Below are 15,515 nucleotides of genomic sequence, written 5' to 3'. Positions count from 1 at the left end.
TAAAAAAGTGATATGTGTGTCTTTTAATTGTAGTAAAATTTGTGTATAATATGACATGTAGATAACCTCTTTCTTTTGATTAGGTACTTATAGAATACTGGTTATCTACTTTTTTGTACACTTTTTTACTTTAATATCTAAAAATAGGGTTAATGAATTTTTTTCATCAACCCTATTTATTATAGAACCACTTATGTTGGGAAAGTCTTATTGTTTTCCCATATGATTTATAATCGAGTAGGGAATAATTTCTAATCCCTCTCACACCACCGTGTATGCCTTTCGACACACGGCACTTCAATCAAGTTTTAACGCATGTCGTTCAAGAGAATAATCTAAGCAAGAAATCAGTCCTCGTTTTGCGAAGATTGATTTTGAGTACGACATGCCCGTCGTACTCAAAAATGATCAGATTATAGAGGAATAATCTGACTTTTTTCATTTGGAGAATGAGAGATTAGCTTTATGGTACAATTCAAGAACCAAACAGGTTTTCAACAAGTAGTGAGGGATAAATTATTGCAATGTGCAATGTCTCTAGAATGAAAAGAGAACAAATTGTATGATAAAACTAATCGCAATAGAAATCGGTGTTCAATAGATACTACAATATAATAAAAGAAAATCTTAATGAACAGGTATTGCGATTTTTCAGTGTAGAGAACGAATTTTGTTGTTATTTTGATAATGAGGCAAAGTAAAGCAAGATTATAATTTAGCAATTGTTATTAGTAAAGATAAAGCAATCAAAGTAATATTCAAAAATGATATAGAAATACATTTTTAAGCACCACATTCCAATCGAGCGGTTGGAATGGATGGTGTTTTTTTGTTATAATAGGAGCAATGAATCATTGGGAAATCAAATGGGGATTCATATAGTTAAATAAATTAAAATGATGTGGCATATAATTGTTAAATGTGGCAATTTTGGAGATGAAAGTAGTAAGGGATTTTTAGTTGGTTTATCTAATAGCGATAGACATTTTGTGATAAGGAAGATTTCTTTCCTTAACGGATAATTCTTTGCACCCCCTAAACCCCATTTGCACCCCCCTAACATGAAAAAAGGAGAAATTGTATGATAAAACTAATCGCAATAGATTTGGATGGTACGTTATTAAATAGCCAGAAAAAAATTAGTATTGCAAATAAACAAGCTATAAAAGAGGCAAGACAAAAAGGTATCCATGTTATTGTTTGTACAGGGCGCCCGATTAAAGGGGTAAAAGATATTTTAGTAGAGTTAGATTTGGTAAGTGAGCACGATTATGTGATTACATTTAACGGTGGGCTTATTCAAATTAGTGCAACTGAAGAAGTTTTGTCAGCTAAAGGGCATACTCAAGAAGATGTTTTGGAAATTTATGAAGAGTGTACACGTGTGGGATTGCCAATTAATCCGATTGATGTTGATTATGTGTATACAAGTTCTTATCCTAGTCATAATCCGTCATTGTATGATACAATAGCTGCTAAAAGTTTAGTATTTTCAAATCAAGATTGGCATACGTTTTTGTCGACTCATTTGTTCAATAAAGTTGTATCGTGTTGCCCAGAGCATATTTTAGATGAGCGTATGGCTTTATTTTCGGATACCTTTAAAGAACGGTTCAATTTGTTGAAATCACGTCCGATTTTGTTAGAAATTTTGCCTAAAGAGGTTGATAAATCTTATGGATTGAAAGAAATTTGTCGTATATTGAAGATTGCTCCTCAAGAGGTTATGGCAATAGGCGATGAGGAAAATGATTTAGCGATGATTGCTTTTGCAGGCTATGGTGTAGCAATGGGAAATGCGACAACAAAGGTAAAATCTACAGCTAAATATATCACATGCACAAATGATGAAGATGGTGTTGCGCATGCCATTCGTCAGTATGCTTTATAAAAATACAATAGAAAAAGGAGACATATATGGGTTTTTGGGATCGTATTAAACGTGCGTTTACTGGAGAAGATGACAAGGCTGTTACTCAGGGGACGCAGGAGCAAGAAGAAAAAAAGATTGTTTTTGAACAATATGAACAGGGATTAGAAAAAACAAGACGTAGTTTTACTGAGCGAATTAATGATCTGTTTTCTAGTTTTGATGGGGTAGACGATGATTTCTTTGACGAGTTAGAAGAAGTATTCATTTCAGCAGATGTTGGCTTTGATATGACGCTTGCTTTGACTGATGCCCTAAGAGAAGATGAAAGTATTTGGCAAGCTAAAAGTCAAGATGCCGTTAAACAAGCTATTGTCAATCACATGGTTGCTATTTACGAAAAAGGCGATTCTTTGACACCTAATCTAGCAAAGAGTGAGCAAGGTCTAACTGTTATTTTATTTGTTGGTGTCAATGGTGTTGGAAAAACAACAACTATTGGGAAACTGGCTGCAAAATTAAAACGTGAAGGAAATCGTGTGTTATTAGCTGCTGGTGATACGTTTAGAGCTGGAGCAATTGAACAAATTGAAGTATGGGGAGAGAGAATTGATGTCCCTGTTGTTGAAGGAACAATGGGAGGAGATCCTGCTTCTGTTGTGTTTGATGCCATAAAAAAAGCAAAAGAAGAGCGTGTGGATTATTTATTGGTGGATACAGCAGGGCGTTTGCAAAACAAAGTCAATTTGATGAATGAACTAGAGAAAATTAAGCGTATCATTTCACGTGAAATTCCAGGCGGAGCACAAGAAGTTCTACTCGTTTTAGATGCGACAACTGGACAAAACGCTTTAATTCAAGCGAAACAATTTAACGAAACAACTGACATTACTGGATTAGTGTTAACGAAATTAGACGGAACAGCTAAAGGTGGAGTTATCTTAGCTATTCGACACGAACTCAATATTCCTGTAAAATTTGTCGGACTAGGTGAAAAAGTAGATGATTTAAAACCATTTGCTGCAGATGAGTATATGTATAGTCTAATTAAAGATCTTATCGAAAAATAAGGTGCCACAGTGGTGCTTTCCAAGAAAAATTAAACGATGTAAGAGTAAACTAAAGGAGTTAAAATGAAAGCATGTGCAATTATTGCTGAATACAACCCGTTTCATAATGGCCATGCTTGGCATGTGAAAGAAACAAGACAATGCACACATGCAGACGTGATCGTTGCTGTCATGAGTGGCAATTTTGTTCAACGAGGGGAATTGGCTATTGTTGATAAATGGAAAAGAGCAGAAGTCGCTTTAAAACATGGCGTAGACATTGTTATTGAATTGCCGACATTAAGTGCAGTACAATCGGCAGACTACTTTGCCCATTTTGCAATCAAACATGTCAAGGCGTTGCAATGTGACTTTCTTTCTTTTGGTGTCGAACAACAAAATACGGAACTCTTACAGACTATTGCAACAACCTTGCAAAATATGCAGCACTCAAACAATTATACATTATCTTATTACGATAGAATTACTGCGTATGTGGCACAACATTTAGGAAAAGAGGCTGCTAAATTTGTGGAAACACCAAATAATCAGTTAGCTTTAGCGTATGTAAAAGCTATTCAAAATCAAAATCTTACTATTGAGTGTGTGCCGATATTAAGACGGGGTGCAAATCATACCGATACAGATTTTTCTCATGATTGTATTGCTAGTGGAAGTGCTATTCGTCAGGCTGTGCAACAACAAATAGCAATAGAAAATTATGTTTCAGAAGATATGGTTTACTACTTGGTACACCACTCACATATTAAAACAGAGTGGTGGCAAATATTGAAAATTTTACTTCTCACAAAAACACATGAAGAATTACGTCATATTTATCAAGTAGACGAAGGTATAGAGCATCGCTTAAAACAAAGTGCTTTACATGCATGTTCGTATGAAGATTTTTTAAACCAAGCAATGACAAAACGCTTTAAAAAAGCTAGAATAAAACGTATATGTATATATATTATGCTAAACATAACCAAAATAATGATGCAGGAGTATAGAGAACGTCCCACAGAAGAGTTGCGTGTGTTAGGGTTTACTTCACAAGGTTTACGTTACTTAAAGACATTACAACATGTAGAATGGATAACTCAATTTAAACACCACCATTTTTCAAATTGGGGGACACAAATACAGTATGACAATGTGTATAATGCATTATGTCAACAAGGTGATGAACAAAGTTTCAGAAGGGTATTAAGACTATGATTGAACAGATTAAACAAAAGAAATATTACCGAGATGTGTTTACAATTATTTTATTAATGATAACTAGCTTTTTTCAAGTGTTTGTCATTAAAAGCATTGTCACGCCTGCTAATTTACTCCCTGCAGGATTCATGGGAATTTCAGTACTTATTCAAAGATTAAGTGAGCCGTTTATTCCTGGGGGATTGCCACTTAGTATTTCAAGTTTGCTGCTTAACATTCCAGTGGCATTATTATGCTTTAAAGGGCTAAGCCCAAGATTTGCGATATATTCTTTATTTCAAGTCTTTTTTTCTAGTTTCTTATTAGCAACACTAAAATTTACACCAATTATCAATGATACAATGTTGTGTGTTATTTTAGGTGGTGTATTGTCTGGTTTGTATATTACATTGGCATTGTATGCAGACGCCTCTACAGGTGGAACAGACTTTATAGCACTCTATGTGTCTAACAAGCGAGGAAAGTCCATTTGGGAGTATGTTTTTGTGTTTAATGTGATGTTGCTTTTGATTTTCGGAGCAATTAGAGGATGGGAACAAGCAGGCTATTCGATTTTATATCAATTTATTTCTACGAAAACAATAGAAAATTTTCATCATCGCTACGAGCAAGTGACTGTACAAATTACAACCGTTATTCCAGAAAAAGTGATGGATTATTATTTTGAACACTATAGACACGGTATGTCATGCATGGAAGCAGTTGGAGGTTATACCCATAAAAAAATTTACGTGCTAAATACTGTTATTTCATCATACGAGTTAAAAGAAGTGACGTCAGGTATCTTAATGATTGATCCTAAGGCTATTATTAATGTGATGAAAACTCAACAGTTTTTTGGAAATTTTTATAGAAAAGGGCATTAATCAAAAAATGGGCAGAAAATCATACCTATAAAAAGTACCTTAATACTGAATAGCAAATAATAAGATAAGCAGTTTGTAATATGAAAATTTTTGCAATTTATACAAACCATTTATGAAAATTGAGGAAAACGAATGGATAGTAATGAAAAGTATATGCGTGAAGCGTTGAAAGAGGCTCTGAAGGCTTTTGATTTGGGCGAAGTGCCAATTGGAGCAGTTGTTGTATGCAAAGGAGAGATTATTGGCAGGGGGCATAATCGGCGTGAACAAAGTAAACAGGCTATAGCTCATGCAGAAATCTTGGCTATTCAACAGGCTAATGATCATTTGGGAAATTGGCGTTTAGAGGATTGTGAGTTATTTGTTACATTAGAGCCGTGTCCAATGTGTAGTGGTGCCATCATTTTATCCCGGTTAAAGAAAATCACATTTGGAACAACAGACTTAAAAGCAGGAACATGTGGCACTTTGATGAATTTAGTGCAAGATAGACGTTTCAATCATTATGTTGAGGTAGAAAGTGGCGTTCTTCAAGAAGAGTGTGCAATGTTGCTGAAAGAGTTTTTTGCATTGTTACGATTAAGAAATAAGGAAAGAAAACAAGGTATATAATAATTGTGCTAGGAAATAAAATGTTTCCTAGTCCAATTGTTTTTTTATAGTGCACATTTAAATGAGAAGATTATCCATTAAACTGTTAAGTTATGGTTGTATGTGAATTTTTTAGTTTAAAAGTATAATTTTATTTAAAAGAAATAGTGTAAAACAAATAGATTTATCAGAAAACGTTAAATAGATATTACGAAAAACATACAGTTTAATTAGAAATAAAATAGGAGTATGCTAAAAATTTAGCATGGAATAGAGCGATAAATTAGGCGTTTTCTGTAAATAAATTAAAAAATGTTAAAAACTGTGAAAAAAATTACAAAAAATACTTGCTAATTTCATGAAAATAGAGTATACTGATGATGTCATAAAGAACGTAATAGTTTTATAAAACATTACGACATTTTTTGTAAAATAAAATGTGAAAAAAATAACAAAAGGAGCATGTCTATGACAGAGAATAAGCAAGTTAATACATTAGTCGAAAAAGGATTGGAAGCCTTAGAAAAATTCCGTCTACTTAACCAAGAACAAGTAGATTATATTGTTGCTAAAGCATCTGTTGCTGCTTTAGACAAACATGGCGAATTGGCTATGCATGCCATTGAGGAAACAGGGCGTGGAGTGTTTGAAGATAAAGCAACTAAAAATCTATTTGCATGTGAGCATGTTGTCAATAATATGCGTCATGTAAAAACAGTTGGCATTATTCAAGAAGACGATATTACAGGATTAACTTTAATCGCTGAGCCTGTTGGCGTCATTTGTGGGGTAACACCGACAACTAACCCAACATCAACAGCAATTTTTAAAGCATTAATTGCCTTGAAAACGCGTAATCCAATTATTTTTGCATTTCATCCGTCTGCTCAACAAAGTTCAGCTCATGCTGCACAAATTGTTTTAGAAGCTGCGATTGCTGCTGGAGCCCCTGAAAACTGTATTCAATGGATTAGCGAGCCGTCTATTGATGCAACAAATGCTTTGATGAACCATGACGGTATTGCAACGATTTTAGCAACAGGTGGAAATGCTATGGTAAAAGCAGCTTATTCTTGTGGTAAACCTGCTCTAGGAGTTGGTGCTGGAAATGTGCCTGCTTATGTTGAGAAGAGTGCCAATATTCGTCAAGCTGCACATGATATTGTGATGAGTAAATCATTTGATAATGGTATGGTGTGTGCTTCAGAGCAAGCTGCCATTGTCGATCAAGAAGTGTATAAAGAATTTGTAGACGAATTAAAATCATACCATACGTATGTTGTCAATAAAAAAGAGAAAGCTCTTCTAGAAGAATTTTGTTTTGGTGTTAAAGCAAATAGTAAAAATTGTTCTGGTGCTAAATTGAATGCAAATATTGTAGGAAAACCAGCAAGTTGGATTGCTGAACAAGCAGGCTTTAGTGTACCTGAAAATACAAATATTCTAGCTGCTGAATGTAGTGAAGTTGGTGAAAAAGAGCCTTTAACAAGAGAAAAATTATCTCCAGTATTAGCATTAATTAAAGCAGAATCAAGAGAAGATGGATTAACTAAAGCAGAACAAATGGTTGAATTCCACGGACTAGGTCACTCTGCTGCTATTCATACAAATGACGAACAATTAGCTAAAGAATTTGGGACACGTGTCAAAGCAATTCGTGTCATCTGGAATGCACCGTCTACATTTGGAGGTATTGGGGACGTATACAATGCATTTATTCCTTCATTAACATTAGGCTGTGGTTCTTATGGTAGAAACTCTGTAGGCGATAATGTTAGTGCATTGAATTTATTAAATATTAAAAAAGTAGGAAGACGGAGAAATAATATGCAGTGGTTTAAAGTTCCATCAAAAATTTATTTTGAACGTGATTCTATTCAATATTTACAAAAAATGCGTGATGTTGAAAAAGTCATGTTAGTAACAGATGAATCCATGGTTAAACTAGGATTTTTACAACGTATTATTGAGCAGTTACATTTACGCCGCAATAAAGTAACGTATCAAGTCTTTTCAGATATTGAGCCAGATCCAGATATTACAACTGTTGAACGTGGGGCAGAAATGATTAAGAGTTTCCAACCAGACACAATTATTGCCCTAGGTGGTGGTTCTGTTATGGACGCTGCAAAAATTATGTGGTTATTCTATGAACAACCACACGTGGATTTCCGTGATTTAGTACAGAAATTTATGGATATTAGAAAACGTGCATTTAAGTTTCCAGAATTAGGTGAAAAAGCTAAATTTGTGGCGATTCCAACAACATCAGGGACAGGTTCAGAAGTAACACCATTTGCTGTTATTTCAGATAAAGCAAACAACCGTAAGTATCCAATTGCTGATTATTCATTAACACCAACAATTGCAATTGTTGACCCAGCGCTTGTTATGACTGTACCAGCACACGTAACAGCCGATACAGGTATGGACGTTTTAACACATGCAACGGAAGCATATGTGTCTACAGTTGCTAACGACTACACAGACGGATTAGCTTTACAAGCGATTAAACTAGTCTTTGAAAACTTAGAAAATAGTGTTAAAAATGCAGATTTTGATTCACGAGAAAAAATGCATAATGCCTCAACTATGGCTGGTATGGCATTTGCTAATGCGTTCTTAGGTATTTCACATTCTATGGCGCATAAAATCGGAGGTATTTTCCATACTGTTCACGGTAGAACAAATGCTATCTTATTACCTTACGTTATCCGCTACAATGGGACACGACCAGCTAAGACAGCAACATGGCCAAAATACAATTACTACCGTGCAGATGAAAAATATCAAGATATTGCACGCATGTTAGGATTGCCAGCTTCAACACCAGAGGAAGGTGTGGCATCTTATGCTAGAGCTGTTTATGAATTAGGTGAACGTGTAGGCATTAATATGAGTATTCAAGGACAAGGTGTTGATCGTAAAGAATGGGAGGCACATTTGAAAGAAATGGCATTACTTGCTTATGAAGATCAATGTACTCCAGCTAACCCACGTTTAGCGATGGTTGATCACATGATTGATATTTTAGACAATGCTTACTATGGATACAAAGAACGTCCAGGTAAACTAAAATAAGATTAATTAAATGAAAAACATATAAATAGAAATGATGTAAAACTAATTGTTTCCTATCAAGACTAAACACTCGTGTGGATGAGCATTTGCTCATCCACATGAGTGTCTTTTATAAGTTAGTGCTAAATAGCATGAGTAATTGATTGTATGAAACACTACTTAACTAAAATAGATAATGTATTCTAATGAATCAAAATGATTTTTTACAGTAAATAATTGTTTCATGCAGATGATTGAGTTGTAAGTTGATATGCACACTATTTGGAAAACATATGAGTAATGAAAAGAAAGTGAGGAAAGATGTATTTAAGTATAAAATACATTAAGTATATTGTTTGTCCATTTATTTTAGTAGGAAAATATCATTTTTGAGATGGTGTAAGATAGGATAATCGGATAATTAATGGTAATCACATAATTAACAGAAATCGGTTCTATTTAGATTAAGTCTACATGATAGATTTATCATACTACAAAATAGAAGTATCTAATAGCAAAAACTGCGGGAAATCGGCGTTTATAAACGACGATTTCCCGCAGTTTTAAACATCATGCAAGCCTTTTATGATAGTTAAAATGTATAAGATAATGTATGATGTGGGAAGAATGTGTTCTTTTAGATAGGAATAAAAACACATTTAAAAAGTATATTAAGGTGTATAGTTTTGAGGCTATTATCTATTTGCATAATGCATCCAATCTATTTGGCGAGCAGAGCACCAATTTTGAATGGAGGGGGCAACGAGGATTTGCTTTGTTTGTAATTGAGCAACAGTTTTAGCACCTAATAAGGTCATGATAGTGCGTAATTGTTCTTTTAATTGCATGACATAATCAATAGTATGGTTTATGCCATAATGGTGTAATGTATAAAGTATTTGTCCTGATATACCGACAGCATTAGCGCCAAGACATAGGCATTTTGCAATATCTAAAGCGTTTTTAATGCCTCCAGAGGCAATTAGAGTAGGTTTTTGAGATAAACTGTTTGCCTCTAGTAAAGAAATTAAAGTAGATTGTCCCCAATCAATGAGAAAATCAGTGCGTTGGGAGGATACTTTTTCGAATTGTTCGTTTGCTCGTGCATGTTCAATTTGAGCAAAATTAGTGCCACCTACGCCAGATACGTCAACAATACGTACACCAATAGCGTATAATGCTTGGACAGTTTCACGGCTCATTCCGAAACCGACTTCTTTGACGATAATTGGGACATGTAATGCATTAACAATCTGTTCAATATTATGTAGCCAACCTGAAAATTGACGTTCCCCTTCTTGCATAGCAAGTTCTTGAGGTGTGTTGACATGAATTTGGAGAGCATCAGCTTGACATATTTCAACAGCTTTTTTAGCGTTATCTATGGAATGATGTGCTCCTAAGTTTGCAAAAATGACTCCGTCTGGATTTATTTGGCGAGCAATAGAAAAACTATTTGCAACATTAGGATCTTTCAAAGCAATACTTAGAGAACCAGTTGCCATAGCTAAATGAGTTTCACGAGCTAGTATAGCTAAATCTTGATTGACTTGTTTGCTCATATTACTTCCGCCAGTCATTGCGTTGATAAAGAATGGAGTATCCAATGTTAAAGGAGAAAGTGTTGTTTGCAAGTTGACATCTGTCACGTTTATTTCTGGAAAAGAATGATGAATAAATCGTGTTTGACTAAAATCCGATGATGATGTGTCAACGTGAAAATTTAGAGCATGAACAATATGCTCGTCTTTACGAGATGATTGTTTAGACATGGTGTCCTCCTAATGTAAATAAAGTTTCAATACCATTTTGTTGCCAACATTTTTTAATCATGGCATGTTCGTTTTCTTGAATTAAACATATTCCACAGTCACCACCACCTGCACCAGAAACTTTACTTGCACAATGATAACGTTCAGCAATGTGGCATAAGCGACGTAACAATGGCGTTTCAATATGTTTAGAAAGCCCTTGAAGTAGTTGACGGTTATAGCGAATATATTTTGCAATTTTATCATGTTCACCAGTCTTAAGAGCACTCTCTAAGCAAGCAATACAGTGACGTGAATTTTGAATGAACTGTTGGTAGCTAACGTTTTTTTTGGTTTGTTTAATGTCTGCCACTAATTGTTCTGTAGAAGCAGGGGACCCTGTCCACCCCACTAAAAAGTAAGTAGATTTTGGCCATTGTAATGGCTTAATAACTAAGTTAGGCCATTCTAATGAAAGCACGTGTGATAAAGAAAAGTTTTTCCATTGTTCTTGTACCCACTGCTTGTCAAAAAGACGATAGACAATTAATCCACCAAAAGCACTAGCTGCTAAATCCCCAAAAGATCCATGGCTTTTGAGCGAAAGATGTGCTAAACAAGCCAATTTATACACGAGAAGTGGAGAATACTCGTGTTGGTAAAAAGATAGCAATCCTTTTATTGTAGCAATACTCAATGCCCCACTAGAGCCTAGTCCATATTTTTTTCCAGTATGTTTGTCATCTAATTCAGATGTAATATGTATATGAAATAAAGAAGGAGTGAAGCAGTTGTGTTCTTGTAAGTATTGTTCGGTTATGTGTATACACCGTTGGACAATAGCAAAGTATCTATTGTGTTCAAATCGAATGCGTCCATTATTATCTCTTACAAAGTGTAAATCTTGTGAATATTTATCAGAAGATATTCGCCCAGTCATTTCTTTTTTTAGTGATACAGTTAAATATTTAGGGACAGCACTAATAATTGCTGGAGATAAACCGGTAGTCACAGCATATTCTCCGGCAATAAAAAGTTTCCCTGGAGCACGGGCTATGGTTTTCATAATTGGTGCTCCTTAAAGGTGTTTAAGGAATGCTCCCATTCTTTTTCTGTTAATGTACGCATTGCTTTTCCTGGTAAAGAAGAAATGAGTTGATTTTTAGAAAAAACAGAAGATAATTCCTTTTTAATCGTGTCCATATCACTTGCACGACACAATAATTTGACGTTTGGTCCAGCGTCCATGGTCATATAAACAGGTAAGCCTAGTTGACGTAGGCGATAAACTTGTTGATGTGCCAAGATACTTTCTGGTTCAAAATAGGAGAAAGGGGGATTAGCACCTAGCATAGTTGCATGCATTTTCATGCTATTCCATTCCATAATTTCGCCGACAGTTTGAAAATTTTTAGTGTGAATGGCTTTTTTTATGGCGATTAAATCTTGTTTGGAGCTTTCTACCCATGCAGGATAAAAAGGAGAAGTTTTTACGGTATGTTCCATTCCTGAACGGCTGGAAATGGTTTTTTCTTTTGTATTTACTACAATAATAATCATACCAATATCCCATTCAGCATTGTCAATATGTTTGGCAAGAGAAGTTTGTGATGATGTGCCTTTTTCCCACTCTACAAATCCACCATAAATACTGCGTGTGGCTGAACCACTACCTTGTCTGGCAAAAGTAGATAAGGTTTCAGCATCAAAATGTAGTTGACTAGCTACATTGATTGCACCTGCAAGTGCAGCAAATGCTGAAGCAGAACTGGCTAATCCAGCTCCGGTTGGAACAAAATTCAAACTTTCTACACGGGCATAGTAAGTTTTGTCCATGTATTGTCTAAATAGATTTAAGAAACGTGTAATTGGTGTAGCCTCTTGTGGAATGAGATTCAAATAAAACTCATCTTGCTGTAAAGAAGGATCAAATTGAACTTTAGTATCGGTGTAAAAGGCATCTAAAGTTAGCGAAAGTGAACTTGTCATTGGTAAAAACAAGTCTTTATCTTTCTTTCCCCAGTATTTAATAAGTGCAATATTTGTGTGTGCACGTGCAATTCCTAGCATAGAAAACTCCTTTCTGTTTTCCTTATTGTACCTTATAAGCAGATGTTCTGCATAGTTTTTTAAATAAAATTTAAAGGATAATCGTAAAAAATCCATGGAGATTTAGCGAAATGGTTGATAAACTGTCTTTTGAAATGATACTATTAAATAAATAATCTGTTCTATTAGAGAAATAAGAGGTTAAATATGATTGAAAATTACGATAAGATTGATAGACAAGAATGGAAAGCGTTGCATTTAGATTATGATATTAATTTAGATAGTCATGTACTTGAAAAGTTAACATCATTGAATGATAGAATATCAATGCAAGACGTTAAGGAAATCTATGCTCCAATGATTAGCTTATTTGATTTCTATTGGAAACATCATCGCATTAGGCATAAAAAGCAGCAGTTATTTCTTCATCAGGAGATGAGAACAGTTCCTTTTATTATTGGTATATCAGGAAGTGTGTCAGTAGGAAAGAGCACAACGGCACGTTTGTTACAAACGATTTTACAGCAAGTTTATCCTGATAAGCATATCGTCTTGATGACGACAGATGGTTTTTTATTCCCTAATCAGATATTAAGTGAAAGAGGGCTTTTAGACAGAAAAGGATTTCCTGAAAGTTATGATATGGAACGCTTAGTTAACTTTTTATGGGCAGTTAAAACACGACAAGATACTGTTGATATTCCAGTGTATTCGCATGATATTTATGACATTGTACCGGATACGTATCAAACAATCAATCAGCCAGATATTTTAATTGTGGAAGGAATTAATGTATTACAACTACCACCTAATCGTGAGATTTATGTTAGTGACTTTTTTGATTGGTCTATTTATGTGGACGCTGATCCGCTTGATATTGAGCAATGGTTTTTAGAGCGGTTCAATTTATTAATGGATTTAGCCAAAAATGATCCTAAAAATTTTTACTATACATTCGCCATAGGCGATAGGGCAGAAGCTATTGCAATGGCAAAACAGGTTTGGAAAGACACCAATTTGAAAAATTTAGAAGAATATATTTTGCCGACGAAGTATAGAGCAGACTTTATTTTGCATAAAACAAAAAATCATATAATTGACTATGTTTTATTGAAAAAATTCTGATATAATAGAACAGGAAGTAAATAAAAGGAGGACATTATGTCACAAGTACAAGATTTTGATAAAATTGTCGTATTGGATTTTGGATCACAATACAATCAATTAATTACACGACGTATTCGTGAATTTGGTGTTTTTAGTGAACTGTTGCCAAATGATACAACGGCTCAAGAACTAAAGGCTATGGGAAATGTGAAAGGTATTATTTTTTCTGGAGGTCCTCACAGTGTGTATGAAGAAGGATCGTTTCGTGTAGATCCTGCCGTATTTGATATGGGTGTGCCAATTTTAGGTGTGTGCTATGGTATGCAATTAACGACGCATGTATTAGGTGGTAAGGTTGAACCAGCAACAACACATAGAGAATATGGTGTTGCAAGTGTAGATGTTTATAATACAAATAATGGATTGTTTGCTAATTTGTCTGCACAAGAGGAAGTGCTGATGAGCCATGGTGATCGTATTACACAAATTCCAGAGGGATTTGTGGTCACAGCTGAAAATCCAAATTGTCCATTTGCAGCTTTTGAACACCCTGAACGTCGTATTTTTGGGGTGCAGTTCCATCCAGAAGTGCGACATAGTGTACATGGGAATGACATGTTACGTAATTTTGTATTTACTATTTGTCAAGCAGAAGCAAATTGGTCAATGCAAAATTTCATTGATATGGAAATCCAAAAAATTCGTGAGCGTGTCGGCAATCGTAAGGTATTGTTGGGATTGTCAGGTGGAGTCGACTCAAGTGTTGTGGGTGTTCTCCTACAAAAAGCTATTGGCGACCAGTTAACATGTATTTTTGTTGATCACGGACTATTAAGAAAAGGCGAAGGCGATCAAGTGATGGAGAGCCTTGGTGGAAAATTTGGATTACATATTATCCGTGTCAATGCTAAAGAGAGATTTTTAGATAAATTAAAAGGTGTAAGCGACCCTGAAGAAAAACGAAAAATCATTGGAAATGAGTTTGTATACGTTTTTGATGATGAAGCTGCCAAATTAAAGGGTGTTGATTTCTTAGCACAAGGTACTCTTTATACAGACATCATTGAATCAGGGACGAAAACAGCTCAAACAATTAAATCGCACCATAATGTAGGTGGACTACCTGAAGATTTACAGTTTGAACTAATTGAGCCATTAAATACGCTATTTAAAGACGAAGTCCGTGCTTTAGGAACAGCCCTAGGCATGCCTGATAGTTTAGTTTGGCGTCAGCCGTTCCCAGGGCCTGGGCTAGGTATCCGTGTTCTAGGTGAAATTACTGAGGAAAAATTAGAAATCGTTCGTGAGAGTGATGCGATTTTACGTGAAGAGATTGCAAATCATGGGTTAGAACGTGACGTATGGCAATATTTTACCGTTTTACCAGGTATTCGCAGCGTAGGTGTTATGGGAGATGGAAGAACGTATGATTATACAATTGGTATCCGTGCGGTCACAAGTATCGACGGTATGACTAGTGACTTTGCTCGTCTTCCTTGGGAAGTGCTTCAAGTTATCAGTGCTCGCATTGTTAACGAAGTTGCCCACGTTAACCGTGTGGTGTACGACATCACAAGCAAACCACCGGCTACGATAGAGTGGGAATAACAGAAGCGAATATGTTGCTGCTATAAAACTGTTGAAAACAGTGAGTTTAAACGATTTTGATGTAGTGAATTTCTCTAAATGATACTATTTTGATACTAAAAAGCTGAAATAGTAGGTTCAAAAGGGAGTTGTGGAATTTAGGTGAATTCTTTAGGTTCTATAATAAATAGGGTTGATGAAAAAAGTTCATTAACCCTATTTTTAGATATTAAAGTAAAAAAAGTGTACAAAAAAGTAGATAACCAGTATTCTATAAGTACCTAATCAAAAGAAAGAGGTTATCTACATGTCATATTATACACAAATTTTACTACAATTAAAAGACACACATATCACTTTTTTA

11 protein-coding genes are annotated in these 15,515 nt (G+C 35.0%); 8 read left to right on the top strand and 3 right to left on the bottom strand.

All coding sequences use genetic code 11. The annotated features are described in order from the left end of the window. Positions 1-1,081 precede the first annotated feature (1,081 nt). The 6 genes from E4T68_RS06885 (at position 1,082) to adhE (ending at position 8,678) form a co-directional block, all read left to right on the top strand. Positions 1,082-1,891 carry a Cof-type HAD-IIB family hydrolase gene (locus E4T68_RS06885; protein ID WP_135125434.1) on the top strand — a complete coding sequence of 270 codons (810 nt, stop codon included), beginning with the start codon at positions 1,082-1,084 and terminating at the stop codon, positions 1,889-1,891. 26 nt (positions 1,892-1,917) lie between these two features. Then, on the top strand, positions 1,918-2,940 hold the full coding sequence (gene ftsY / locus E4T68_RS06880) for a signal recognition particle-docking protein FtsY (protein ID WP_135125432.1): 1,023 nt from the start codon (positions 1,918-1,920) through the stop codon (positions 2,938-2,940). Positions 2,941-3,003: 63 nt separating this feature from the next. Further along, positions 3,004-4,137 carry a nucleotidyltransferase gene (locus E4T68_RS06875; protein WP_135125430.1) on the top strand — a complete coding sequence of 378 codons (1,134 nt, stop codon included), beginning with the start codon at positions 3,004-3,006 and terminating at the stop codon, positions 4,135-4,137. After that, entirely contained in the window at positions 4,134-5,006 is an 873-nt protein-coding gene (locus E4T68_RS06870) for a YitT family protein (RefSeq protein WP_135125428.1), read from the top strand. The genes E4T68_RS06875 and E4T68_RS06870 overlap by 4 nt, the downstream gene beginning before the upstream one ends. A 132-nt stretch (positions 5,007-5,138) precedes the next feature. Then, a complete protein-coding gene (gene tadA / locus E4T68_RS06865; protein ID WP_135125426.1) occupies positions 5,139-5,618 on the top strand; it encodes a tRNA adenosine(34) deaminase TadA in 480 nt (159 codons plus the stop codon). A gap of 411 nt (positions 5,619-6,029) precedes the next feature. Continuing rightward, positions 6,030-8,678: a bifunctional acetaldehyde-CoA/alcohol dehydrogenase gene (gene adhE / locus E4T68_RS06860; RefSeq protein WP_256359887.1), complete on the top strand. Its 2,649-nt coding sequence runs from the start codon at positions 6,030-6,032 to the stop codon at positions 8,676-8,678. A gap of 674 nt (positions 8,679-9,352) precedes the next feature. On the opposite strand, the gene fni is transcribed toward adhE, so the two are convergent. The 3 genes from fni to mvaD are packed head-to-tail and all read right to left on the bottom strand — an operon-like array spanning position 9,353 to position 12,478. Continuing rightward, positions 9,353-10,429, bottom strand: coding sequence for a type 2 isopentenyl-diphosphate Delta-isomerase (gene fni, locus E4T68_RS06855; RefSeq protein WP_135125422.1), 1,077 nt, complete (start codon positions 10,427-10,429; stop codon positions 9,353-9,355). Further along, positions 10,422-11,474: a phosphomevalonate kinase gene (locus tag E4T68_RS06850; RefSeq protein ID WP_135125420.1), complete on the bottom strand. Its 1,053-nt coding sequence runs from the start codon at positions 11,472-11,474 to the stop codon at positions 10,422-10,424. The genes fni and E4T68_RS06850 overlap by 8 nt, the downstream gene beginning before the upstream one ends. Then, the gene (gene mvaD, locus E4T68_RS06845) at positions 11,471-12,478 is read right to left on the bottom strand and encodes a diphosphomevalonate decarboxylase (protein ID WP_135125417.1); all 1,008 of its coding nucleotides are present in this window, start codon (positions 12,476-12,478) and stop codon (positions 11,471-11,473) included. The genes E4T68_RS06850 and mvaD overlap by 4 nt, the downstream gene beginning before the upstream one ends. Positions 12,479-12,664: 186 nt before the next feature. Between mvaD and coaA the strand changes: the two genes are divergently transcribed. Together coaA and guaA are read left to right on the top strand one after the other, a co-directional pair. Continuing rightward, positions 12,665-13,582 carry a type I pantothenate kinase gene (coaA, locus tag E4T68_RS06840; protein ID WP_135125415.1) on the top strand — a complete coding sequence of 306 codons (918 nt, stop codon included), beginning with the start codon at positions 12,665-12,667 and terminating at the stop codon, positions 13,580-13,582. A 36-nt stretch (positions 13,583-13,618) separates the two neighbouring features. Continuing rightward, the gene (gene guaA, locus E4T68_RS06835) at positions 13,619-15,172 is read left to right on the top strand and encodes a glutamine-hydrolyzing GMP synthase (protein ID WP_135125413.1); all 1,554 of its coding nucleotides are present in this window, start codon (positions 13,619-13,621) and stop codon (positions 15,170-15,172) included. Positions 15,173-15,515 lie beyond the last annotated feature (343 nt).

Source organism: Granulicatella sp. WM01 (assembly GCF_004570605.1).
GTDB lineage: Bacteria > Bacillota > Bacilli > Lactobacillales > Aerococcaceae > WM01.
The sequence above is the reverse complement of the archived record's forward strand: the minus strand, read 5'-3'. Positions and strand labels throughout refer to the sequence as shown.